We start from the raw sequence: 23,677 nt of genomic DNA, 5'->3' as shown, positions 1-23,677 counted from the left end.
AGGCATGACGGCCGCCATGCCTCTCACTTCGAGGCGGCCGCCTTGCCGAGGGTCTCGACGGCCTTCATGACGAAACGCCCGTCGATGACCTTCGCCATGTCGAGGGGCTTGTCGTATTCGGTGCGGCCGTTCTCGCGATGCACGCGCTCAATGTCGGCGAGGCCAGTGGTCGGGATCGCCATATTGGGATCGAAGATCACCGAGCCGCCGGTCTTGATCGCCTCGGGCGTGGAGGCTGTGTATTTCAGATAGCCGTCCATATTGGGCTGAGCGAGGAAATCGGCGCCCTGCATAAGACGGGCTGCTTCCGTCATCGCCAGAACGAAGCGCTCCGCCGCTTCGGGCCGCTCCTTGATGAACTTGCCCGAGGCGACGAAAGCGACCGTCATCAGGCCGGGCGTGATGTCCTGCATCAACAGTTTGCCGGTGCCGGCTTTCAGGATCTGGTCGGAGTAGGGCGAGGAGGTCAGCACGGCGTCGACCGATTTCGCCTCCATCGCCGCCGGCATGTCAGCATTGCCGACGTTCAGCAGTTGCGCATCACGCAGGCTGAGCTTGGCGCTCTCAAGCGCCTTGCTGACGAAGTACTCGCCGCCGCTACCCGGCCCACCCGCCGCCGCGATCCGCTTGCCCTTGAGGTCGGCGACCGACTTCACCGCTCCCGAATCCAGCAGGTCCTTGCGGACGATCAGCTTGGTCGGGCCGTCCGTCATCGGGTCAAGCGCTCCTGGCGCGATCACCCGGATGTCGAGCCCGCGATTCCAGGCCGACCAGAGCGACGCCACGATCGAGATGCCGCCAACGTCGACCGATCCCTTGTCGAGGAAGGCGATCGCCTCAGTGCCGGACTTGACGCTATCCAGCTTGACGTCGAGTCCATATTTCTTGAATAGCCCACGCGCCTCGGCGACATAGGCCGTGGCGAATTTCATGATCGGCACATAGGCGACACGCACGGCCTGGGGCGGATCGAGCGGCTTCGGCGCTGGCGCCTGTGCCAAAGCCGGAGCGCCGGCGAGACCGAAAATCATGGCAGCGCACATTCTGCGCCAGAGAGCTTCGAACATTCTATTCCTCCCTACGGAGCGGCCTGCTGCCGCCTTTCATGTTGCTTGGCAGGCTTCTTCGACCTGCTCGTTCTCGTCAACTTTGGCTAAGTCGCTTCCCGTGCGGGTCAGCCTTCGACCAACTCGGGAACCGTATTGAGATAGGCCCCTTGCGCCAATAAGCCTGCCCTTAGCTCCGCGATCGGCACCACGGCCGGCGCAACACCCTGGTCGGCGGCTATCGCTCCTGCAACACCTGCCGCATGGCCGGTCAACCAGCATTGCGGGATCTCGCGCATGAAGGAATGGCTCGTGGCGTCGCAGGACAGATGACGGCCAGGCGCCAACAGCCCGTCGATCTCGCGTGGCACGATCGAACCATAAGGAACGGAGATATTCTCGAACTTCGGCGCGAGAGACGGCGAAACGCCGATCTCGTCGGGCGCCATGCTGCCGTCCCAATTCTCTCGGGTGAGTTTGCCAAGCCCCTTCAGGCGTCGGCCATGTCTGACGCCGAGCTGGGGCGCCGACAGCATGATGAAGGCGTTTGAAAAACCAGGAGCATGAGCGCGATAGAAGGCGAGATGCTCCAGCATGAGCTTGTGGCTCCTGATCTCGACCTCGGACAGATCCTCGACTTTCAGTGCGGAGTAACCTGCGAGTCGAGGCCCCATGAACACCGCGATGTCGTCCCGCCACGATACGGAAGGTTTGTCGAAGAAGCGCATCGTCTCGCGCCCGCGCGCCATGAACTGTGAGTACTGCTCCGGCGTCTCAGCCCGGAAGCGCAAGAACGCCTTCATGTCCGCGCCGCCGAACAGCCAGGATGTGTTCATGCAGCCGTGGATGTCGCGGCTGTCGACCTCCGTGTCGAAATCAGAGCCCGCGCCCGCGTAAAGGTCGCCGTCGCCGGTCGCGTCGATCGTCACCCGGGCGAGAATGGCGCGCCGTCCCTCCTTGCTCTCGAAAGAGCAACCCGCAACCCGTCGCCCTTCCATCAACGGACTGGCTCCCCAGGCGTGGAAGATCGGGTGAACGCCGGCCTCCAGAACCATTGCGAGCGATTCCGCCTTGAGCCACTCCGGATCGAGGGTAGGCGCATGGGTGACGGTATTGTTGAACGCCGCATTGCGAAGCCCCCAATAGGCAACGCGCTCGGGATCGTGTGATCCCCATTCAAGCGGCTCAGGACCGGCAATCTTGTCGCGGGCCAAGCGCGACAGGAGCTCTTCGGCGATGCCTCGGATGACATGGCGACCTTGCCAATCGCTCATGCGATCGATCCAGATAACCAATCCGCCTGTCGATAGCCCACCGAGATGGTTGTAGCGCTCTAGTAGCACGACATCGGCGCCGCGCCGGGCGGCGGCGATGGCGGCCGCCGTTCCGGCAGGGCCGCCGCCAACCACCAGAACGTCGCATTCGGTATGGACCGGAAGCTCCCGCGCTGGCTCGGTGATCGTCTTGCCCGACGACCTACGGCGCTCGAACTTTTCGGTCTCGAAGGTCTCGGAACGGAAGAACAGCCGCCCTCCCTCGCCGTCCATCGATCCCATGACGTGTTCCCCTGGAGTCGTGGCCAGTCGGCGCACCGCTTGGAATGCGACGAAGAGCCGGGAGCATCGATTTACGAGCAGATTGGCGCGCCGATCCTTGCTGTTCAAATGAATTTAAAAGCCCTATTCATGAACAGGATTGCTCAATCGAGGCTGATGCGATGGATGTTTCCGGGCTCGAAGCCTTCATCCAGATCGCCGAATTCGGAAGCTTTCGTCGTGCAGCCGAGGCAATGCGGCTGTCGCAAACCGCCTTGAGCCACCGCATTCGCAAGCTTGAGGAAGATGTCGGCGTCACGCTGTTTCAGCGCACTACACGCTCTCTCTCTCTGACGAGAGCGGGACAAGAGTTCTTCCCTGAGGCACGAGACACGCTGTTTCGACTGAGCACTCTATACGAGAACCTGAAACGCCAGGGCCGACAGGCGCAGCAAAAGGTTTCGGTTGGTTGTCTCGGTTCGCTCGGCGAGCATTTCCTGCCCGGGGTTCTGAGAGAATTCCGGCAGCGCTATCCGCAGGTCTCGATCACCGTTTTTGACGAGCCCGCGGCGGCTTTGCGCGAGCGTGTCTCCTCTGGCGAGGCACAGTTCGCCTTGACCATCCTAGGCGCGCAGCTCTGGACTCAGAAATCCCGCGCGCTGTTCGAGGAGGACTTCGTCGCCGCTGTGCCAATCGGGCACCCGCTCGCGGAGCGCGCGGAACTGAACTGGGCTGATCTCGTCGGCTATCCGCTGGCCCGCGTCGCCACAACGACAAGCCACGGGTTCATGCTTAGCGAAAGCCTCGGCACTTTCGGAGAGCGGTTGGATTGGGCCTATGAGGTGCAGCGCGTCAACATGGCGGTCTGTTTCGTTGCAAACGGCATCGCCGTCACGGTGCTGCCTCGCCTGGCGATCGCATCAGTGCCCGGCATTCGTATTTTGCCGATCACGGCTCCGCAAATTCGACGCACTGTTGGCATTATCGCGCGCGACGGCGTTTCCCTCCCAAGACCAGCCCTGAATCTGCAGCGCATGCTGCTGCACGCGATCTCCCGACACTCCAAAGGAGCCAGCAACGATCCGCCTGCTCAGACCTCCGGCCGGGATGCGGGAACGACCACAGTCAACTCATCCCTGTCGAGCGAATAGGCGAGATCATAACCTGTCCACGCCGCGCGAGCCGGGGCAAGGCCCTCCGCGTCGAGCGCAGGATCGATCATGCCGGCAATTTCATCGAGCCGGCTTCTATCATGGCATTCGATCATGATCGCGCCGCTGTCGGCATAGGACGCACCGCCTGCGGATGGCACCGTAAATGGCACCGGGGCGACCAACGGATCCTTCTTCAGGACATGGATCGCTGTCGCCGCAGTCTCACGAAGCGCGCGCCCGGCAAGCTCTTCCCAGGCACCTGCAGGGACCGAGGCCTCATCGAAGGTTGTTGCCATCAAGGCGCTTCCGATGCCTCCGCCCTGACTTGACACTGCAAGATGGCCGACGCGAAAGAAACCGCGGAAGGACGGCCGCATGCTTTGCGACCACGGCGTGGGGTTTTCCAGCAGAGCCCGATATGATGCGCTGCTGAGCACCGCGTTGCTTGCCAGTTCGTAGAGCGTCAAGAATTCTGGAAGTGGCCCATTGCCGCGGTGATAGCGCCGTGCGCGCATCATGCCGGGCACGGCCAGCCGTTCTGGAACATGCTCGCGCGTGTGCCATAGGTTGTATTCGTCCCGCCGGCGTGGATCGACGCCGTTCCACAGCGAGAGCAGTCCTTGCCCCTTCAGCATTGCTACTCCGAGAGTTCTACCCACGCGCCGGTTTGCGCGCTCGCGCGAATGGCGTCGAGCGAGTCCAGGATGTCGAGTGATTCCGCCTCGGTTGCTCCCGTCCATTGCACTGGGCCATTGCTCAAGCTTGCGGCAAAGGACTCCGCCTCGCGCAAGAAGCCATTGCCGTCCGGCACATCCAGCGGTTCGAAGGCCGCACCGAAAGCGATGCCGCGCTTAACCTGCAGGATCGCCGGCCCGCTAGCTGGCGGGTGGTTCAGGAAGTTTGTCTCGATTACGCCACCGTCCCCGCCAATCAAGGCATGGCGGTGGTAGCCCGTCTCGAAGGAACAAGACAGCTGGGCGAGCAATCCGCTCGGGAAGGCAATATTTGCGATTGTGGTGAGGTCGACACCGTTTGCCGCAAAGCTTGCCGTCGCTTGAACCCGTGCTGGTCTCTCGCCGGCTACGATGCGTATCAGGCTCATGGCGTAGCTGCCCGCATCGAGCAAGGCGCCGCCGCCCAGCGAAGGACTAAGCCGGATATTGGCGGGATCGACCGAGGTTATGCCGAAGGACGATCGGATCAATTTGACCTTGCCGATTGCACCGGCGGCGATCATCTGGCGCAACTTTGCCGTCTGGACCTGAGCGAGATAGGGATAAGCCTCGACGAGCGGAACGTTGTTGGCCCTGGCCGCGGCAAACATGCGGCGGCCTTCTTTGCCTGTGACCGCTAAAGGCTTCTCGCACAGTATCGGTTTTCCGCTTTCGGCCGCTCGAATGGCCCACTCGGCGTGCAGGCTGTTGGGAAGCGGGATATAGACCGCATCGATTTCTCGATCTGCGAGCAGGGCTTCGTAGGAGCCATGAAAGCGCGGGACGCCCGTCTCCCGGGCGAATGCCTCCGCCTTTGCGGGATCACGGCTCGCGACCGCCGCAACGGTAAGCATTTTCGAAGGAGCCACCCCCGCGATGAAATTGCGCGCGATGTTGGCCGCGCCCAGTATTCCAATCTGAAGGGGCCGATTTCTCATGTTGAGCCTATCCATTCGAGAGCCTCTCACAGGGAGATGAGGGGCCCAGCCATCGCCGGTTTTAGCCCTGGTTCATGGAATCCAGAGCAAACGCGAGATCATAGACTGCGACATCGTCCGGTGCGGGCCGGAGCTGGTGTCTAGCCAAGGCGGCGGAGATTTGCGGCAGCGCGGCCTCCAGTTCCAAGCGGCCGATTCCGTCAACGAGTATCGCTGCGTCGAACAAGCCGTCCTGGGTCGTCCCTCTCAGCGCTGTCTCCCTCGTTTTCGCGCCAGTGCTCTCCGGGCGCGCCAAGCCGATGTGAACGCTGCTGATCCCGTCGAGACCGAGGATCTGCTCGGCGACAGGGCGTGCCGCGCGGCGGAAGCCGTCCTCGCCGATCGAATCGAAGCTGATCCGGTAAGTCGCCATCGCGCCCCCAAGACCTTCTCCAAGAGAGACAAGCACCTCGCAACCACAGCGGATGAAATTAAAGAAGGCCGGCTGGATTTGCTGCGACCACGGCGTCGGGTTGTTGAGCCGCTCGAGATAGGCAGGTGATCCGAAAACATCGAGATTCGGCCCCTCATAAAGCGTCCAATAGCGATGCCTGTCCCGCTTCCAGTCCACCCCGCGCCGTCCACGCATGAAGCCCGGAATGCTAAGGCGCTCGGGCATGTGCTCGCGGGTATGCCAGCGATTGTACTCAACTTCGGACTCTGCACGGATATCGTGCCAGATGGCGACGAAGGCATTACCTTTGATGGGCATTGCGGACGGCCTCCCTGCCGCTTTCTTCAGGCCGCCGAAGCGGAGAGCCGCTTCAAACGAAAATCGTAGCGCAGGCTGTGAAATTCGCGGCCCATAATGCGCCCGTCTGGAGCCTCTCCCGGGAAATGCCGCACGAATTCCTGGATCAGTGAATCCTTGACGCCGAATACGACGTCAGAGTCGAGATACTCGTCTCCCGCCACGAAGACATGTGTCACAAGAGTGTCGTGGCCTTCCGCGTGAATCATGAAATGAACATGTGCCGGCCGATAGGGATGGCGGCCCTGCGCATCGAGCATCTGCCCGACTGGGCCATCATGCGGGATCGGATAGGCGGCTGGTTTGATGGTCCAGAAGTGAAACCTGCCTTGCTCATCGGTGAACAGGCGCGCGCGCATCGAAAGCCCGCCCAATTCTTCCATCTGCTGCACGTCGTAATAGCCATCCTCATCGGAGTGCCAGACATCGACTGCCGCGCCGGCTAGCGGTGCGCCGTCAGTAGACGAGACCGTTCCGGAAACGAACAAAGGCTGGCCCTTCATTCCGTCCGAAATGTCCGACCCCAGGGGAAACACCGCTGGATCTTGCACATAGAATGGCCCCAGCACTGTCGTATCGGTCGCACCAGCGGTGCCACGGTGATTAATGGCGTCCACCAGCATCGAAACGCCGAGCGTATCTGACAGCAGGATGAACTCCTGACGCTTGTCGTCGCACATGTGCCCGGTTCGGGTGAGAAAGCCGATTGCCGCCTCCCACTCACCCATGCTGGGCTCGACCTCTTTCACGAAGGCATGGAGATGTCGCACCAGTGCCTGGCTGATCTGTTGCGTGCGGCCGTCCGAGGCGTTGGCCACACGATCGAGCACTGCCTTTGTGATCGAATTCTCGTCGAAGTTTCGCACGATCTCCTCCCTTGCGATGCGGGCAGAGGCGGCCCATCCAATGCAGCGGGACGACCTACCAAGCGGCGCGGATCAGTCTTCTCTAAAAATCAGCTCGAGGCGCTTCCCCAGCGTAGGCGCGGCGGATCAGCTCATAAACCGCATCGCGCTCTACGGGGCGCGGGTTCCAGTATGGATTGGCGGTAGCAAGATCCGCGGCGCGCGATATGCCGGTCTCCGGCATTCCAATCTCCGCCAGGGATCGCTTCAATTTCAAGCGCTCCAACAACGCGGACAGCCCCGACAGAGCATCCTTCGAACCGAGGGCGGAGGCGATGCACGCCATAGCACGCGGCGCTGCCTGCGCGTTGTAGGACAGTGCATGAGGTAGAACGATGGTATGGGTTTCGGCATGAGGCAGATCGAAACTGCCTCCTAGCGTGTGGCACAGCTTGTGGTGCAGCGCCATTCCCACGGCGCCCAGACATAGGCCGCAAAGCCAGGCGCCATAAAGTGCATCCGCCCGCGCCGGGCCGTTTCGCGGTTCATCGACAATACGGGGCAGTGCTGCGGCGAGAGCTCGAATGCCCTCCTGAGCGATCAGTTCGATGACGGGATTGCCGTCTCGCGCGTAAAGCGCCTCTGAGGCATGGGCGATAGCATTAATGCCGGAAACGGACGATATCGACGGTGGCAGGCTCAGCGTCAGATCAACATCGTAGATCACCGTTCCAGGCAGGACTTTCGCGGTGGTCTGTGTTCGCTTCAGGCCGCCCTCCGTCTCGCCAAGGATCGGCGTCATTTCCGATCCCGCATAGGTGGTCGGCAACACGATCTGGGGCAATCCCGTGCGCAGCGCGATCGCCTTCCCGAGTCCTGTGGTCGAGCCGCCGCCGACAGCGACAACGCCGTCAGCCTTCGAGGCGGCGACCACAGCGAGTGCTTCCTCGGTGACCGCGACGGGCGTGTGCATAACGGCACCCGAAAAGAGACCGGTGGCCCGGCTCCCGAGAATCTCCGCGATACTGCGCCCGACGGCCTCCTGATCGGGCGTTGACAGTACGAGCAGCCGCTCCAGACCTAGGCGTTCCGCCTCATCCGGCAAACGCTGTCTCGTGCCGCTCCCAAATAGGATTCTGGCCGGCGCCGCATTGTAGACGAACTCGCGCATTGGGCCTCCCGCATTCTCATTCAGGCGGGCGCAGAGCCATTTCGAGCGGCTTGCCTTCGAGCCAGGCCCGCCCACGCCGGTAGAGATCTTCGACGAGCGGCCCGGTCAGGCCGGGCATGTCCGGCTTGACCTTGAAACCCAGACCGGACTGCAGATAGGCGAGGTGGCGATAGCCGATTGGGAAACTTTCGAGCCGCTGCCTATCGAGCGCTGGAGCCTGAGAGGGATCCACGGGGTCGATCCGATCCTTCTCGTAGATCGGCTGCCGCAGCACCACGCCCCATCGCCCCTGGCGCTTCTCCAAAAAATCGTAGAATCGTCCGGTACAAACGACATCGCAGATCACTCCATCCACGCTGGCGCGCTGGTTGATCGTCATTTTCGTCTGTGCGATCGCGCGGTTTTCCGCGATGTCGATTCCCATTCCGCCGAGGAAGTGAAGGATGCTCACACCCTTCTCGAAGCCCTCGCGGCTGACCTTTATGAACTCGTCAGCCGTTCCCTGAAACCAGGTTGCCATCATCCGTCCGTCGTCGTGCCAAACGGTGCGGAATCGCTCCCAATCCCCGGCGTCACGCCAAACAGCCCAGTTCTCCACCAACTCACGGATAAGCAGGCGTTCCTTCCAGTCGTCGCTCATTCTGAACTCCGTCGACGAGAAATTAGTTTTTATATGAGAACTTGTTCATGAGGTTGTGTCAACCTAGCGCTTCTCGAATGCCTCGACACCGGGCATAGTGAAGATGGCGAAGAGCATGTCTAAGTTGTCGGCCAGAGAGACGGGTCGTCGCAGGCGACCGAAGAAACGGGATTAGTTTATGCCACCTGCCGAGCTCGGCTCTGTAAAGTCCGCGATGCGGGTCCTCGACCTCTTCGAATATCTCCGCCGGTGGAATGCCGCGCAGACCCACACTCAAATTGCGGCTCAACTCGGGATCCCTAAAAGTAGCCTCACGCAGCTGCTCAAAACTTTGGTTAACCGCGGTTATCTCGAGTATGACCCGATCGGAAAGGGGTATTTCCTCGGGCCGGCCGTGGTTGCCTTGGGCCAACGGAGTGCAGAGACACGCGACTTGGTCGAGGTCGCTGAAAACGTGCTCGCGGAAATCGCTAGAACGACGAGCGAGACTTGCGCCTTGAATGTTCTCAAAGGAGACCATTCCGAAGTCATGGCGACGGCGAACGGCACCCATCGGTTGCATTATTCAATGCGCGTCGGCGACATGGCGCCGCTCTATGCGACATCGGGAGGAAAGGCTCTGCTTGCCTACCTGCCCGACGAGATGCGCCAGGATTATCTCTCTCGGGTGCATTTTGAGGCGATTACGCCTCGGACCATCGGAAGCGTGGCGGCGCTTGATAACGAGATTGCGGAGATCAGACGCGGCGGCGTTGCCTTCGTTACCGAGGAATTCACGCCGGGGATCGCGGGAATGGCCCTGCCGATCCTTAGCCGCTCAGGGTTTCCGCTTGCGGCCATCAACATCGCACTCCCGGTAGCGAGGTACGATGCGGAATTGAAGCAGCGCTGCCTCACAGCCTTGGAAATGGCCGTCAAGCTGATCAGACAACGTGCCGGAGTGGATTGAGCCTTACCCCTCCCGCAGTGAATTGTTCAGATCGCCTTGCCTTCGAGAAAGTCGAGCATCAATTCTCGCTGCGCCAGGAACATTCCGACACCAGTCTGCGTGCGACAACCCATGCTTCGCGCGATTTCCAGCAAGGGAGATACCTCCGGCGCTGTGATCACGTCGCCGACGAAAACACCGGATTTCAGCTTGTCGACCTCGACTGGCAGCGGATCGCCCGCCTTCATTCCCATCGGCGTCGCGTTGGCGACGATGTCGAACCCTGATGGATCCATCGAGCCCGCGCGAACCTTCCCGGGATGGACCTTGAGCAGCTTGGCGATCAGTCCATCGCGCCGAGCCATGTCGCTATCGTGAATAGCCAGCTCAGCGACGCCTGAATCAAGCATTTGCAAGGCGATGGCGCTGCCTGCTCCGCCGGCGCCGATAAGCAGCGCACGCTTCCCTTCCGGCTGGCAGCCCGTCTGCATCATGGCGCGGACAAAACCAAGCCCGTCGCTCATGTCTCCATACCAGCCTCCGTCTGGATGTCGTCTGACGATATTCGTCGATTCAAGGAAATCCGCGCGCTCTGAAACGACTCTGCAATGCCGCCGGGCAGCGAATTTATGCGGGACGGTTGCGATGATGCCATCGACGTTACGAATGGGCCCCAACGCATCGATGAAACGGTCGACGTCCTCCGGAAGAACGTGAATGGGGATTACGACGGCATTCCGGCCGCGTTCGGCGAAACCGCGCGTCATGCCGCCAGGTGCCTTCACCTGGGCGATAGGATGACCGATGATCACGAACACCCTTGTCTCGCCGCTGAGCATGTCCAGCATGACGATCTCCTGTTCCGGGCCACAGCAATTGATCGCATCTATGAACTGATTTATAGGTAAGAACAATAGAGGCGACGCAGTCAGGCGCCCTCATCGATTCTGGGAGCGCCACCATGCTGTCCCTTGCACATCTCACATTCATGCATGCAGGTCCGCTGGAGCTGATCTCGCTCGCCGAAGCAGGCGGTTTCGACGCAGTGGGGCTTCGTCTGATCGACCCCGCCCCCGAGGGACGCTTCTTCCCGATCGTCACGGATGCCGGCCTGCGCCGTGAGGTCAAAGCATCCTTGCAGACGAGCGGGCTCACGCTGCTGGATGTCGAGGCCGTCTGGCTATGGCCACAGACACAACCACAGCTCTTGCGGCCGGTGCTCGAAACCGGAGCGGAGTTAGGGGCTCGCAATCTGCTGGTCGCCGGCAATGATCCGGACAGGAACAGGATGACGGATCGGCTGGCTGAATGCTGCTCGATGGCGCGCGAGTACGGCATGGGCGTCGGGTTCGAGTTCATTCCTTATACGGCGCTGAATTCGCTGCTGTATGCGAGTTCGATCCTGAAAGATGCCGGGCAGGATAATGCTGGCCTTCTCGTCGACGCTCTGCATCTCAATCGCTCCGGAGGGGACGCTTCCGATCTTGCCGCTATCGACCCTGGGCTCGTTGCCTATGGCCATCTCTGCGATGCACCCGCAGCGTCTCCGGGCGAAGACGGCTTGCGCACCGAGGCGCGTGAAGCCAGGCTCTATCCCGGTGACGGTGGCCTTTCGCTTTCGGCCTTCCTGAGCGCTTTGCCCCCAGGAAGACCGGTCGCGCTGGAAGCTCCGAGTAGGGCCTATGGTGACAACGACCTTGAGAAGGCACGGCGCGCCGGTGCTGCGTGCAGGGCGTTACTCGCAAGCGTCACACGTTCCTGACCTCGAAAGATCGCAAGCGCGCTGAGTGACCAGCATCGTTATGGCATGGCGAACGCTTGCATCAACCGGCTGCGGCATTGCCTGCCGCTCGCCGGGCGGCGAAGCGAACGATGTGTTCGGCGGCGCTGGCCACCTTTTCCTTCAAGGTCAGGGCCGCCTCGCTCGCCACCGGCGTTTCGATCGCCATCTGTGGCCCGTTCGGCAGGACATCCAGCAATGCGTTCAATGGGATGACGCCGTCCCCCAGATGCAGGCGCCGCCCCCGCGCTTCGGTGGGAAGATCTTCAAGCTTTGGCACCTGCGGACCAGCGTCGCACAGCTGAATATAGGCGATGCGCGATGCCGGGACCGCGGCGATCTGCTCGGGAGTTCCTCCGGTGCGATGGAAATGCAGCACGTCGAAAATGATGCCGGCGTTGCCGACACCGGCCGCGTCGATCAGTGCTAGCGCAGCGCCGAGGTCGGGGATGTCACGATAGCGCATGAACTCGACCCCGACATGCAGCCCGAAGCGCTTGGCCTGTTCGCAAAGCTGCGAGAACAAGTCGATCCGCTCGGCCCCGGACAGAAAAGTGTCGTCGCCAACGACCTCCGTTCCGATCGACGAGATATGCGTGGCTCCGAGCTCGGCGCCTGTTTCGAGCGCCGGGATGAAGCTCGTCGCATTGACGCCGGGCCGTAACACGAAGGCCTCGACATCAAACACCTTAACGCCGGTCGCTTTCGAGGCGGCCTTGACGGCCCGGATCGTCTCGGGCCGCTCGATGATTTCATGGCTCAACGGCTTGTTCATCGCCGTGCGCAGCACGAGTCCGGCCGCGCCGAACCCGCTTTCGCCTGCTGCCTCAATGAGTGCGACCGGATCGCCACCTCCCACCGTGAGGTTGGCGATGGAGAAATCATGCAGGTTCAGTGCGTGAGCCATGGGTGTCGTCCGAGTTGAACAGAGAAGGCGATCCCCGCCGCGTCGGCTGTCCAGCCGCGCAGCGGGGGCGATGCGTCAGCGAATGTTGAAGCCCGTGCTTGCGGACCACCATTTGAGGATCGCATCGCGGTCCTTGAGCGCCTGGACGAGGTCGAGCTTGAGCTGCTTCGCCTCCTCCAGCGACGGTAGCCCATCCGGTGATGCGAGATCCTTGCGAACCGAGTAGGCCTTCGCCTGGAGCAGGTCGGTCTGGGCCTGCTTGCCGAGCGCATGCTCGACGAACAACTTCGCCGCGTTGGGATGCGGAGCCATCTTGCTGACCGCGACCGCATTGAACTGCGCGACCGCACCAGACTCAGGAATCTTCACCGCGACCGGAACGCCCTGACCGAGCAATCCTGCAGTGGCGTTCGAATTTGTGAAAAAGTCGATCGGGCGCTCCCCGGTCTGCAGCTTCGTGGTCAGCACACCCATCGATGCGACGAGCTCAGTGTTGATCTTGCGCAGCCCCTTGAGGATAGCCCCGCCCTTGTCCTGGCCGTAGTGCTGGTAGAGCGCAGCGATGACAGCGAAGGTCGCCGAAGACGAGGCCGGGTTCGTGGTTGCAACGAGACCGTCCCATGCAGCGGGTGGCTCGATATAATCCGTCCAATCTCTGGGCGTCGGATTCTTGCCGATCTGGTCTTTGTGCCAGGCGAAGAGGCAAAGCTGCCCGTTGCCGCGGAAATAATTGCCGGCAGCGGGGATCGCTGAGCTGAGCAGGCTGGCCTTATCGCCGAAATTGATCGGGCCAAGCATGCCGGCGCCGTCCGCGGTGATGATCGTGTCTTCGGCCTGCCAGAACACATCCATGACCGGCCGCCCGGCCTGGTTTTCCGAGATAAAACGGTTGAGGATCTGCCAGGCGTCGCCCGTCGCCGTGGTGACCTTGATCTTCGGATATGCGGCGTTGAAGCTCTTCACCATGATCTGCACGGTGAAGAGATCGCCATAGATGACCAGCTGCCCTTCCTTTTCCGCGGCTTCGACGAGGGCAGCATCGGAGGTCTGTGCCACCGCGCCTCGGCCTGCGAGAGCCAACGCCGCAGATGACATCGCTGCCGTGCGAAGCAAGGTCCGGCGATCGATCTTGTAGCTCATCTCATTCCTCCCTTTGGTTTCTGATGGCCGATTGGTTCGTGGCCGTTGCGGCGTCAGGGTTGCTGCGGATCGACCTCATGGTCGCGGCGGTGATGGCGCAAACCGGGCACCTCGGCGTAATCGAGTGCGTAGCTAAAGCCGTAGTGCCCCGCCGAGCGGATCGTCCCGGCTTGGCCGAGGATTTCGGTTATCGACGCGAACTCGCCCGCCATCCGCCAGCGCGAGAACCCTTCGACAACAGCAATGCCGAGCCGCTCGTCACCGGGCGGGCAGGGGGGTGGCACCCCGCCCGCGCGGATCGGCACCCCCCAATCGACCGCGCCGATATGGGCAGCCGTGACCGAAGGAAGGCATGTCAATCGATCGGCGATTTGTGCGGGCGCGCCGTCTTCGGCACGCAAATCGAGCAGGAAGGTCGCTACGGCACTGCCGGTTCCGGCTCCCGCGCTGCCAAGAACGCGGCAATGATGGGCGATGCGGTCGCGATAATGCGGGCGGATGGCCTTGAAAAACTCTGTCTCGAAGACCTTGCGCTCGGCCGACCCCGGGCCGGTGAGGCGATCCAGATCCCGCATGCCGTAGAATGCGAAGTTCGGCGGCAGGATGCCTTGTCCCTCGCCATAGCGTCTCGCCCAGAGAATGCCGCCTTCACCGAGATAGGCGAGATGCTCCGCAAGGTGGTCACGCGCATGCATCAGCTCGAAAGCCGCTGCCACGTCGGGAGCGATGCCAGCCCACATGGCGAAGAAGCCGTTTCCCGCCTTCAGCATGGCCTCGTATCCTCGAACGGAAGCACGGAGATCATGCAGCCTCCGCGATCAGGTGCAGGTATTCGGGCTCGACGGTGAGGCTCAACCCTTCGCCGGTGCCGAAGCTGCGCATGCCCAGGGTCATCACAGTGAGCCGGCCGATTGGTGTTTGGACGAGCAGTTCTCGCCGGTCGCCGATGAAGGTTGTTTCCTCCACACGCCCCGTTAGTCCTTCCGCATCAACCGGGCCGATGCGCCATGCCTCCGGCCGGACCATCGCCAGAGCGCGCCCTCCGCCATCGATTCCAGACACTTGGCCGCTCGCAAGGACGTGTCCGCCGTCGGCGACGACCTCGAGCCCGCCCGCGGTCGGGCGGGCGGTGACGGGAAGCAGATTGGCCTTGCCCAGGAAGTCGGCGACATATCGGACTTGTGGCCGGAAATAGAGTTCCTCCGGAGCGCCGCGCTGTACGATCTTGCCCTTGTCGAACAGAATGATCTCGTCGGCGAGCGACATGGCCTCTTCCTGATCGTGGGTCACGAAGAGGATCGTCGCGCCGAGCCTTCTTTGCAGCTGCCTGATCTCATGCCGCATCTCGACGCGCAGCTTGGCGTCGAGGTTCGAGAGCGGCTCATCCATCAGGATCAACCGCGGGTCGGCCACGAGGCAGCGCGCGATGGAAACGCGCTGCTGCTGTCCGCCGGAGAGCTGCGTCGCGCCGCGGTCGATCTGCTGACCCAGTCCGACCGAGGTCAATGTGGCGCGGGCTCGCTCCGCCACCTCGGCGGCCGGACGCTTCTTCGCCCGCAGCGGCAATGCGACGTTCTCCAGGACCGTCATATGCGGCCAGATCGCATAGGACTGAAAAACCATGCCCAGATCGCGCCGCTCCGGTGGCAGGTCGATACCGCGGGCGGAGGCGAAGACGGTCTGGCCGCCTATCGAGATCTGTCCCGAGGTCGGCTGCTCAAGCCCGGCGATACAGCGCAGGGTGGTCGTCTTGCCGCAGCCGCTGGCTCCGAGGAGCACCGAGATCGCGCCTTCGCGGAACTCGATAGACAGATCGTCGATCGCTCGCACGGAGCCGAAATGCTTTGACAGGCTTGAGACGACGACGCTCATGCGAAGGGATCCGATCTCATGGCACCACCATGGCTTTGCGGCGGTTGATCAGGCCCACGGCCGCCATTACCCCCACTCCCATCACGAGCTGCAGCAGCGAAAGCGCCGCGACCTGCGAAAATTGCCCGATCGACCAGGTGTCGAAGGAGAGAATCGAGAGTGTGCGTGTTTCCGCCGTGTAGAGCGGCAGAACGATCGAAAGCTCGGAAACGAAGATGCTGTAGACCATCACCCAACTGGCCACGATGCTCGGCAGGACGAGCGGCAGCGTGATCCTGCGCAGCGTGCCCGCCCAGCTCAGGCCGCAGATGCGCGCGCTCTCCTCCAGTTCGGGGTGGACCTGGATCAGGCTGCTCGAAATCGAACGTACCGAGTAGCTGGCATAGCGCCCGATCAGCGCCACGATGATGATCCAGATGGTTCCGTAGAGTCCCCCCGGTATCCAGAGCCAGAAGAAGAAGACCCCGAGCGCGAATGCGAGACTGGGAACCGACATCGGCAGCAGGACCACGTCTTCGATCAGCTGCTTGCCCAGCATGCGCGAGCGGGTCGTCACCCACGCGATCAGGATTCCGAGGACCGTCGTTGCCGTCGCCGCGACCACAGTGATGATCAGCGAGTTGGCGAGAGTGGTGCGAACGTCGACGGTCTCGACCAGAAACTGCATATGCTTCCAGGTGAAGATCCCGGACCATGCGTAGGTCGAGAAGGCCGCGGCCGTGATCAGCGCCACAGGTGCCAGCACCGTCAGAACGAGATAGAGCCAGATCACCGCCGCGACCGCGATGCGCAACCTGCCGAGCATCACGAGCCGAGACTTGAACCCCTTGCCGCTGAGCGTGACGTAGGACCGGCCGCGCAGCATGCGGCGCTGAATCGCGTTGGCACAGACGGAGAGCAGCATCAGGTAGATCGCCAGAACAGCAACGATACCGGCGTCCGGCGGATATTGTTGCAGTTCGAGATAGATGCGCGAGGTGACGAGATAGATCTCGCGGGCCATGCCGAGCAGGACCGGCGTCCCGAAGAGTCCGATGCCCACGACGAAGGCGAGGACCGCGCCCGACAGGATCGCCGGCGCGACGACGGGCAAGGTTATCACCAGCATGGTGCGCAGGCGGCTCAAGCCGGCAACCTGGCCCGCCTCCTCAAGGGTCGGATCCATATTCCGGAGCGCGCCGGCGACGATCATCATCACGTAAGGGGCGATGTAGATGCCCATCACCCAGATGATTCCGAGATAGGAATAGACGTTGAATGGTTGCCCGAGGTCGAGCCAGCGGAAGGACAGATTCAGGAGACCGATGCGCGGTGCGCCGATGAGGATCCAGGCGAAGGCGCCGATGAAAGGCGGGATGAAAATCGGCATCGCCGCCGCCTTTTCGAGGAATTGACGGCCCGGCACATCCGTTCGCACCAGGCACCAGGCCAGAAGCGTGCCGATGACGGCCGCGAGCAGCATCGAACCGATCGAGACGACGAGCGTATTGCCCATCGCGACCCAATAGCTCGCATCGCCCAGCACCTTCTGAAAGGACCCCAGGCTGGCGGATGATCGTCCGCCCTCTACCGCGACGAAACCTCGCAAGATGAGCGCGAGCAAGGGCAGCACGACCAGGACGGCCAGCACCGCCAGTAGAAGCGCAAGCCAGCCAAGCCTCTGCGCCAGCCGAGGTGACCAGGAGCGATGAGGCGGCTCGGCCGCGACAGGGAATGCGCTCTGAGAGATGGCTTCGTTTCCTGTACGGGGTTCAGTCAGGCCGAGCGCCTGAGTGCCGCGATTTCATCCTGGTAAGGCGATGCGCTGCCGTTCAAAATTTCGTCCATCGTCACGGCCCGGCCCAGCCTGCCGGACTCCACTGGCGCATAGGCCAAGGCGACATCCGCCATTGCTTCGGCACCCGTGACCTCGGGCGCCGTGCCCTGCCGGATGCAATCGGCGAGCTCGTGAAGTTGAAGTGCCAGCAGCTTTTGGTCGACGTCGTTGAATCCGAAGTCGTAGCGCCAGGGCCGCGCATCGCCGAACAGCGTCGCGGCAACGGGATTCAATCGGTAGCTCGGAGCAAAATCGAGGATGCGCTCGTCCGTGATGGACAGGCCGCCGTCGAGGTGCAGCGCTACCGGTCTGCCATTGCGGTCACCTGGGGCGGCAATCGAGCCTTTGGCTCCGTAGATCACGCGTTCGTCGCGCGGCAGACCATGGCCGGCGCGGTCCAGCACCCACTGGCAAATGGCGCCGGATGCGAAGCGGATCTGCGCATAGATGGCGTCCTCGCCGGTCGCCTTCGTAATGGCCGGAAGCTGTGAACGGGCGCCCCACCAGCTGTCCCGCTGGGCTGCTGCGGCATCCACCTGCGGCTGTGGCCGCCGCAGAGGCTCATGCAGCCTGCTTTCGCCGTAAACGCTGACAATCTCGCCGAGGTAGAACCGAATGATGTCGGCGTTGTGCACGCCGGAATCGACGATGACCGTCCCGGTATGCTTGAAGTGGCGCCATGGCGCCGTCACGATGAGGTCGGTACCGCCGATTGACTCCTCTCGCATCAGGCGAGGGGCGCCGATTGCACCGTCATCGATCAGAGCTTTGACCAGCCGGTTCATCGGGTCCCGGCGGAAGTTTTCCGCGACCGACACAATCCGACCTGCCGTCCGGCCAGCCTCAATGATTTCGCGACACTCGGCGACGGTCAGGCCAAGCGGTTTCTCGCAGAGGACATGCAAGCCAGCTCCCAAGCAGGCACGTGAAACCGACAGATGAGAGCCCGCGTCGGTTGTAATGTCGGCTGCCTCCAGCCCGGGCACCGAGGCGACCATCTCCGCCACGCTGGTGAAGGCAGGCGGGCGAGAGCCCGTCAGCGAGCCGGCTTCGTCGGCCAGGGCATTTGCAAGGCTGGCGTCGAGATCGCAAACAGCAGCAAGCTCGATATTGCCGTGACCGCTGTCCCGGAGCTTTGCATAGCCGTGGAGATGGCGACGCCCCATCCCGCTGCAGCCCACCGCAGCATACTTCACTCGCTGCATCACGAACCTCCCGGGCGGCTCCTTGGCCGACGGGAGAAACGTGAACACATCCTTGAACCGATTTCAATATGAAAACTGGTATGGTATTCCGGTTTTGTGTTTTATCGCGACCTGGGTCGCACGAGACCGAGAATGCGCTCCGCCATGCCTTCAGCTTCCGCGACCACGGCCCTGCTTGGCATCTGGCACGATGTCGAGGACAGCTATGTCGAGGAATATCTGCGTTGGCATAGCTTCGAGCATCTGCCGGAACGCCTTGCTTTGCCGGGCTTCGTCTCGGCGGAGCGTCACGAACTGATCGAGGGGCCCGGACAGCGCTTCTGTTGCTTCCTGGACGTCAAGGATCGCGAAGCTTTCCGGTCGCCGGACTACCAGGCCCGCCTCGACTCGCCAACCGAATGGACACGTCGCTTGATGCCGCGCTACTCGCGCATTCACCGTGCCCTGTGCGAGAAGCGATGGGAAATGGGAACTGGCCTGTCAGGCGTTAGTGCGTGCATCCGCATTGCAAGCAACGGCGACGAAACACTGAGGACCCAGCTCCATAAAATCTGTTCTGACTTACTGGAACAGCAGGCGATTGCGCGGGCGCGGCTTGGCGAGATTGATCAAGTACTGACGAATATCGAAAGCGAGGAAAAGCGTCTTCGCCGTAACGAGGACGCTGGCGGCTACGACCTTGTCCTGCTCGTGGAAGGGCTGTCAGTCCCAGCCATGCGCAGCACAGTGCATAGCCTTGCGGCCGTGCCACTGGCACAAAAACTTTGCCATGAGGCGTCGATCTACAGCCTATCCTTTTCGTTACGCAGCGCTGGTCAATTTGCGCAATGGCCCGCATCTAATGGCAGGCCATTCGACAGCGAATGGTTTTGTCACCAAGGCCGGCTAACCTACTAACGTTCGCCGTCACCTGGCCTTCAGGCGCGGATCGGTTTCGCATTGGCGTTTGCGTCGCCAGTCAATATGTAGCGCGGCCACCGGACACATCGAAAGTGAAGCCCGTCGTAAAGCTGCATTCGCGGCTGGCCGCGAATGCAGCTGTCGCAGCGATCTCCTCGACCGTGAGAAAGCGATTCATCGGAATCTTCGCTCTGGCCGCCGCGGTGAACTCGGGAGTCTGCTGCTTCAGAAGGTCCGTCTCGGCGATGACCGGAGCGATGCAATTCGCAAGCACACCGCTTTCGACCAGTTCGCGGGCCAGCGACTTGGTGAAGCCGATGACCCCGGCCTTTGCCGCGGAGTAGGCGCTCAGCCCCGCTCCCCCTTCTTTGCCGGCGATCGAGGCGATGTTGACGATGCGGCCATAGCGTCGCTCGATCATATGCGGAACTGCCGCCCTGCAGCAGAAGAAGACCGAGTTCAGATCCACTGCCAGCACCTTGTGCCAGGCGTCGACGGGGTAGTTCCAACTCTTCTCGATCGGCCCATTGATGCCGGCGTTGTTGACGAGAATATCGACTTGGCCGAGTTTCTCTAACGACGCTGCGAACGCTGCCTCGATCGAGGAAAGATCCGAAACGTCGGCCTCCCGAAGATCGGCTGGCTCGAAGCCCGCCGTATGTCGGTCGAAGCCACTCCAGTCCAGGTCCCAGAGTGCTACGCGCGCTCCCTCGGCTGCCAGCCGCTTGGCGATTCCGAGCCCGATTCCGCGCGCCGCACCGGTGACGATCGCCGTCTGCCCTTCGAACCTCACGATCGAGCCCTCGCTTTTTCGCTCTTGAATTTTCGCGCGGCATCGCGCCCGACGACATAACCGAACGTCATGGCTGGCCCAAGATTGATGCCGCCGGCGGGATAAGTACCCCCCATTATGCTCGCCATATCGGCACCGACGGCGAATAGCCCGGGAATCGTGCGGCCTTCTGCGTCGAGGACATTCGCTCGCGCGTCAGTCTTCAATCCGGCGAATGTCCCGAGACTGCCCGGCACGATCCTGACGGCGTAGAAAGGACCCCGCTCGATCGGCGCCACGGAAGGATTGGGTTTGACGGTCGCGTCACCACCCATCCGATTATACGGAGTCTCGCCGCGGTGAAACTGCGGATCGCGGCCGTGCGCGGCCGTCTTGTTGTAGCGCGCCACCGTTTCAGCCAGCCCGTCCCGGTCGATGCCGCAGTTATGTGCGAGTTCGGAAAGCGTCTTCCCGCGCTTGAGGTAGCCGCTGGCGATGTAGGGAGCGAGCGGCAGCGGCGCAGGCTTTGCGAAGCCAAGGCCGTAGCGGCGCTGAAAGCGGTGGTCGCAAATGAGCCAAGAGATCGGCTCCGCACCCGCCGGAATGGCCTTCAACAGCGCATCGACATAGTCGTAATAGCTGTCTGCCTCATTGACGAACCGACGGCCATCGGCCGTGACGGCGATCAGACCCGGCTTCGCCCGCTCCGCCAAGTGGGGAAAATGACCGAATGAGCCGTCCTTACGCGGCACGAGCGAAACCGGTGCCCAGGCGCAAGGCGCGGCGAGCCGAGCATCAACCAGCGCGCCAACGCTTTCGCCGAGCCGTAAGCCGTCGCCCGTATTGGTGGACGGCGCTGCCGACCAATGTGCGCGACCTTCGGGATTGTGAGGCACGAGCTGTTTCAATCGCTCATAGTCATGCGGGAAGCCTCCACAGGCCAAAACAACCCCCACCCGTGCCCTAATGCGGATTTCCTGGCCATCCTGTTCGACGGCAGCGCCTGTCACGACGCCGTCCCGGCTCAGCAAGCGACGGGCCGGCGCCTGCGCCCGCAGGTCCACGCCGAGATCATCGGCCGACTTGAGGAGCCGCGCTGCCAGCGCGTTGCCGTTGACGAGCTGTGCCCCCCGGCCCTGAAGCGCAAGATCCAGAGCATGCCGGCCGATGCGCCGAGTGACGTGAGCGAAAGACTTCCACGAGCGAGCTGCATTGAGGAAGTGCGCGAAATCGGCACCTGAGGCGATGCCCATACCAAGCAGCGAGATCTCCGGAAGCGGTGGCCGCAATTTTCCGGCCAGCGGCCCGAGCTCCCGTCCATCGTAAGGAGCGGCGCAGACTGAGCGCCCGCCCTGTGCAGCACCCGGAGTGTTGCCGTGCATGTCCGGGATCTTGTTGCCATCGATGAACTGGACGGCGGTGTGTTGGCGGAAAAAGGCGACCATCTCGGGCGCCGCAGCGAGGAAGGCGCTGATGCGGGCCTCCTCGTAGTGGTTGCCAAGCTCGTGGCGCAGATAGGTCCGAATGGTTTGCTGATCCTCCGCGATTCCGGCCTCTTGGGCGAGTGGGTTGCGCGGCACCCACATCCAGCCGCCGGACCAGGCAGTGGTGCCACCGAAGACCGGCTCTTTCTCGACCACGATAACCTCGAGCCCGTGCCAGGCTGCGGCGACGGCAGCCGAAAGGCCACCGGCCCCGGAGCCGATGACCAAAAGGTCGCAAGCCTCCTCGGAAAGAACGCTCATATCCACCTGATCTCGAACCTGATGATGGCGAACGATGCTTCAGGCGGGCGCGCTGACCGCGACTGCTTGAAGCATCGCCTCGGTCCTTTCCCGCAGCATCCGCGCGCGCGCCACGGCGGGCATCGTTTTCGCGAGCTCTGCCATGGGGATCTCAACGCTGATCGGCAGATCAGGGGGAATAGCCTTTAGCATCCCAGTCAGATCAAGACCGCCGTCGCCAGGGGGCAGCCGCGCCTGCCGCGCCTGGTAGATCATCGTTTCGACGTCCTTCGGGCGCTCCGCTGGCAAGTCGCAGATCTGAAAATAGCAATGCAGGTGCTTCGGCATCGCCGCCACATCCGCAGCCGTTTCACCGGCGCGGTCAACATGGATCGCATCGACGATGATGTAGCCGTTTGCCGGATTCGTCGCCTCGACGATGCTCCGAGCGGATGCCAGCGTTTTGACCCCGGTCCATGGCATGAACTCCAAACCCATGCCGATCCCGAAGGGGGCCCCGAGCTCGCAGATCTCGGCGAAGCGGTCGGTCATGAACGGCTCGTCCTCGACATCGCCGGCGACCAGCACGAATTTGCCGCCCAGCTTCGCACCTGTCTCGATCACCGGCAGGAAATCGGTCAGGAGCGTGTCCCGGTTGATACGGAGGATCTCGAAATCGAACAGGCCGACGCCGCTATCGGCGATCCGCCGCTGCGTCTCGCGAAACATCGCTGTGTCGCCAATCATCGGGAACTGCGCCTCCTTGCCCGGCGACGCAGGGGACAGGCGCAGGCTGGCATGGCTGTAACCAGCTTCGGCGGCGGCGCTGATCACGTCCGGTGGATCGAGCTCGATGACGGTCAGGTGGGCAAGCGAAATCGGGCGATTCATGCCTTGATGTCCTGGTTGCGGTAATAGGCGAGGGTGGCGGCGATCCCCTCCGCGAGCCTGGTTTCGGGGAGGCCGGGCAGAAGCGAGGCGATGTCGTCTGGCGCAAGCTCGGGTGCGATAGGCATCGGTTGCCCTCGCGAACCGATCTTGGCTCCGGGTACCTGCCGCGTGATTTCGGCGATAACCTCGTCGATGGTCACGGTCCTGCCCGCAAGGGTGAAGACGTGGGCGCCCGACGAGGTGCTCATGAGCGCAGCCTCGAAGGCCGCCGCCACATCGTCGACGTAGACGAGTCCGGACGGGCCGACATAGTCGATCTCGTAAGGCAGGCCTTGCACCGCTGCCCGACAGGCCAAGGTAGGCCCTGCACTCGCACCGGCCTCGCCGCGGCCCGGCCCATAGACGATGTAGGGCCGGAAGCCGACGCTCGGCATGCTGTGATCCGCCCAGTATGCCCTGGCGCTGCCCTCGCAGGCGAGTTTGAACGCACCGTAATGGGTTGTTGGAAAGGGAATACTGCCGCTGTCAGGACCGAAGACGCCGGCCGAGCTCGCATAAACGACGCGTGCCATGCGCTGGCGCAAGGCCGCCTCGAAGACGTTAAGCGTCCCGATCAGGTTGATCTCGGCACCTCGAACTGGGTCGGCCCGGCAGGCCGGCGTCAGGATGCCGGCCATCGCAATCGCGCGGTCACATCCCTCGGCAGCGGAATGCACGAGAGTGCCATCGCGCACGTCGCCGACCCGCCATTCCACGCGGGCAGCGAGATCTCCCAGAATGTTCCGCACGGCGCCGCTGTCAGAGGCAATATCGAGAACCCGTACCTCCGCGCCCCGCGCCAGAAGTCGACGGATCAGCCATGCGGCTATGAAGCCGGTGCCGCCGGTCATGAACACGCGCATGACGCCGC

The 23,677-nt window shown here is 62.5% G+C and carries 23 protein-coding genes; 4 read left to right on the top strand and 19 right to left on the bottom strand.

The features are described 5' to 3' along the window. Window positions 1–23 precede the first annotated feature (23 nt). Window positions 24–1,031, bottom strand: coding sequence for an ABC transporter substrate-binding protein (locus FHT98_RS08580; RefSeq protein ID WP_162260132.1), 1,008 nt, complete (start codon window positions 1,029–1,031; stop codon window positions 24–26). A 143-nt stretch (window positions 1,032–1,174) separates the two neighbouring features. Further along, entirely contained in the window at window positions 1,175–2,602 is a 1,428-nt protein-coding gene (locus tag FHT98_RS08575; protein WP_091856698.1) for an FAD-dependent oxidoreductase, read from the bottom strand. A 161-nt stretch (window positions 2,603–2,763) separates the two neighbouring features. Here FHT98_RS08575 and FHT98_RS08570 point away from each other — a divergent pair, with 161 nt between their 5' ends. Beyond that, entirely contained in the window at window positions 2,764–3,732 is a 969-nt protein-coding gene (locus tag FHT98_RS08570) for a LysR family transcriptional regulator (RefSeq protein WP_061970346.1), read from the top strand. Here the strand turns inward: FHT98_RS08570 and FHT98_RS08565 are convergent. The 6 genes from FHT98_RS08565 to FHT98_RS08540 form a co-directional block, all read right to left on the bottom strand. Further along, window positions 3,672–4,370 carry a hypothetical protein gene (locus FHT98_RS08565; RefSeq protein ID WP_142113738.1) on the bottom strand — a complete coding sequence of 233 codons (699 nt, stop codon included), beginning with the start codon at window positions 4,368–4,370 and terminating at the stop codon, window positions 3,672–3,674. The genes FHT98_RS08570 and FHT98_RS08565 overlap by 61 nt on opposite strands. A gap of 2 nt (window positions 4,371–4,372) precedes the next feature. Then, on the bottom strand, window positions 4,373–5,401 hold the full coding sequence (locus FHT98_RS08560; protein ID WP_210244345.1) for a Gfo/Idh/MocA family protein: 1,029 nt from the start codon (window positions 5,399–5,401) through the stop codon (window positions 4,373–4,375). A 46-nt stretch (window positions 5,402–5,447) separates the two neighbouring features. Further along, window positions 5,448–6,137 (bottom strand): hypothetical protein, encoded by a 690-nt coding sequence (locus FHT98_RS08555; protein ID WP_142113736.1) that lies wholly within the window; start codon window positions 6,135–6,137, stop codon window positions 5,448–5,450. A 26-nt stretch (window positions 6,138–6,163) separates the two neighbouring features. Beyond that, window positions 6,164–7,042: an intradiol ring-cleavage dioxygenase gene (locus FHT98_RS08550; protein ID WP_142113734.1), complete on the bottom strand. Its 879-nt coding sequence runs from the start codon at window positions 7,040–7,042 to the stop codon at window positions 6,164–6,166. Window positions 7,043–7,124: 82 nt separating this feature from the next. After that, window positions 7,125–8,192: a maleylacetate reductase gene (locus FHT98_RS08545; RefSeq protein ID WP_142113732.1), complete on the bottom strand. Its 1,068-nt coding sequence runs from the start codon at window positions 8,190–8,192 to the stop codon at window positions 7,125–7,127. A gap of 16 nt (window positions 8,193–8,208) precedes the next feature. After that, window positions 8,209–8,832, bottom strand: coding sequence for a nuclear transport factor 2 family protein (locus tag FHT98_RS08540; RefSeq protein WP_091856701.1), 624 nt, complete (start codon window positions 8,830–8,832; stop codon window positions 8,209–8,211). A gap of 178 nt (window positions 8,833–9,010) precedes the next feature. Here FHT98_RS08540 and FHT98_RS08535 point away from each other — a divergent pair, with 178 nt between their 5' ends. After that, complete coding sequence (locus tag FHT98_RS08535) at window positions 9,011–9,781, top strand: IclR family transcriptional regulator (RefSeq protein WP_091856702.1); 771 nt, start codon at window positions 9,011–9,013, stop codon at window positions 9,779–9,781. Between the two features lie 26 nt (window positions 9,782–9,807). On the opposite strand, the gene FHT98_RS08530 is transcribed toward FHT98_RS08535, so the two are convergent. Next, on the bottom strand, window positions 9,808–10,608 hold the full coding sequence (locus tag FHT98_RS08530) for a shikimate dehydrogenase family protein (RefSeq protein WP_142113730.1): 801 nt from the start codon (window positions 10,606–10,608) through the stop codon (window positions 9,808–9,810). 113 nt (window positions 10,609–10,721) lie between these two features. Here FHT98_RS08530 and FHT98_RS08525 point away from each other — a divergent pair, with 113 nt between their 5' ends. Next, on the top strand, window positions 10,722–11,522 hold the full coding sequence (locus FHT98_RS08525) for a sugar phosphate isomerase/epimerase family protein (RefSeq protein WP_142113728.1): 801 nt from the start codon (window positions 10,722–10,724) through the stop codon (window positions 11,520–11,522). Between the two features lie 61 nt (window positions 11,523–11,583). Here FHT98_RS08525 and FHT98_RS08520 read toward each other — a convergent pair whose 3' ends face one another. From FHT98_RS08520 to FHT98_RS08495, 6 genes are all read right to left on the bottom strand, one after another. Then, complete coding sequence (locus tag FHT98_RS08520; protein ID WP_142113726.1) at window positions 11,584–12,447, bottom strand: sugar phosphate isomerase/epimerase family protein; 864 nt, start codon at window positions 12,445–12,447, stop codon at window positions 11,584–11,586. A gap of 75 nt (window positions 12,448–12,522) precedes the next feature. Beyond that, the gene (locus tag FHT98_RS08515) at window positions 12,523–13,413 is read right to left on the bottom strand and encodes an ABC transporter substrate-binding protein (RefSeq protein ID WP_248309322.1); all 891 of its coding nucleotides are present in this window, start codon (window positions 13,411–13,413) and stop codon (window positions 12,523–12,525) included. Between the two features lie 227 nt (window positions 13,414–13,640). Next, window positions 13,641–14,357 (bottom strand): hypothetical protein, encoded by a 717-nt coding sequence (locus FHT98_RS08510; RefSeq protein WP_142113722.1) that lies wholly within the window; start codon window positions 14,355–14,357, stop codon window positions 13,641–13,643. 31 nt (window positions 14,358–14,388) lie between these two features. After that, window positions 14,389–15,459 carry an ABC transporter ATP-binding protein gene (locus FHT98_RS08505; RefSeq protein ID WP_142113720.1) on the bottom strand — a complete coding sequence of 357 codons (1,071 nt, stop codon included), beginning with the start codon at window positions 15,457–15,459 and terminating at the stop codon, window positions 14,389–14,391. A gap of 16 nt (window positions 15,460–15,475) precedes the next feature. Beyond that, window positions 15,476–17,089: an ABC transporter permease gene (locus FHT98_RS08500; protein WP_248309174.1), complete on the bottom strand. Its 1,614-nt coding sequence runs from the start codon at window positions 17,087–17,089 to the stop codon at window positions 15,476–15,478. Window positions 17,090–17,214: 125 nt separating this feature from the next. After that, on the bottom strand, window positions 17,215–18,480 hold the full coding sequence (locus FHT98_RS08495; protein ID WP_142113716.1) for a Gfo/Idh/MocA family protein: 1,266 nt from the start codon (window positions 18,478–18,480) through the stop codon (window positions 17,215–17,217). Window positions 18,481–18,612: 132 nt separating this feature from the next. Here FHT98_RS08495 and FHT98_RS08490 point away from each other — a divergent pair, with 132 nt between their 5' ends. After that, the gene (locus FHT98_RS08490; protein ID WP_142113714.1) at window positions 18,613–19,377 is read left to right on the top strand and encodes a DUF4286 family protein; all 765 of its coding nucleotides are present in this window, start codon (window positions 18,613–18,615) and stop codon (window positions 19,375–19,377) included. Window positions 19,378–19,438: 61 nt separating this feature from the next. Here FHT98_RS08490 and FHT98_RS08485 read toward each other — a convergent pair whose 3' ends face one another. From FHT98_RS08485 to FHT98_RS08470, 4 genes are read right to left on the bottom strand one after another with little or no spacing between them, the layout of a single operon-like run. After that, the gene (locus tag FHT98_RS08485; protein ID WP_248309173.1) at window positions 19,439–20,173 is read right to left on the bottom strand and encodes an SDR family NAD(P)-dependent oxidoreductase; all 735 of its coding nucleotides are present in this window, start codon (window positions 20,171–20,173) and stop codon (window positions 19,439–19,441) included. Continuing rightward, window positions 20,170–21,897 carry an FAD-dependent oxidoreductase gene (locus tag FHT98_RS08480; protein ID WP_142113711.1) on the bottom strand — a complete coding sequence of 576 codons (1,728 nt, stop codon included), beginning with the start codon at window positions 21,895–21,897 and terminating at the stop codon, window positions 20,170–20,172. The genes FHT98_RS08485 and FHT98_RS08480 overlap by 4 nt, the downstream gene beginning before the upstream one ends. A 39-nt stretch (window positions 21,898–21,936) precedes the next feature. Then, complete coding sequence (locus FHT98_RS08475) at window positions 21,937–22,767, bottom strand: sugar phosphate isomerase/epimerase family protein (protein ID WP_142113709.1); 831 nt, start codon at window positions 22,765–22,767, stop codon at window positions 21,937–21,939. After that, window positions 22,764–23,669, bottom strand: a complete 906-nt coding sequence (locus FHT98_RS08470) for an NAD-dependent epimerase/dehydratase family protein (RefSeq protein WP_061970380.1) — start codon at window positions 23,667–23,669, stop codon at window positions 22,764–22,766. Before FHT98_RS08470 ends, FHT98_RS08475 begins: the two co-directional genes overlap by 4 nt. Window positions 23,670–23,677: the final 8 nt, after the last annotated feature.

This window comes from Allobosea sp. AK1, assembly GCF_006714945.1.
Taxonomy (GTDB): domain Bacteria; phylum Pseudomonadota; class Alphaproteobacteria; order Rhizobiales; family Beijerinckiaceae; genus Allobosea; species Allobosea robiniae.
The sequence above is the reverse complement of the archived record's forward strand: the minus strand, read 5'-3'. Positions and strand labels throughout refer to the sequence as shown.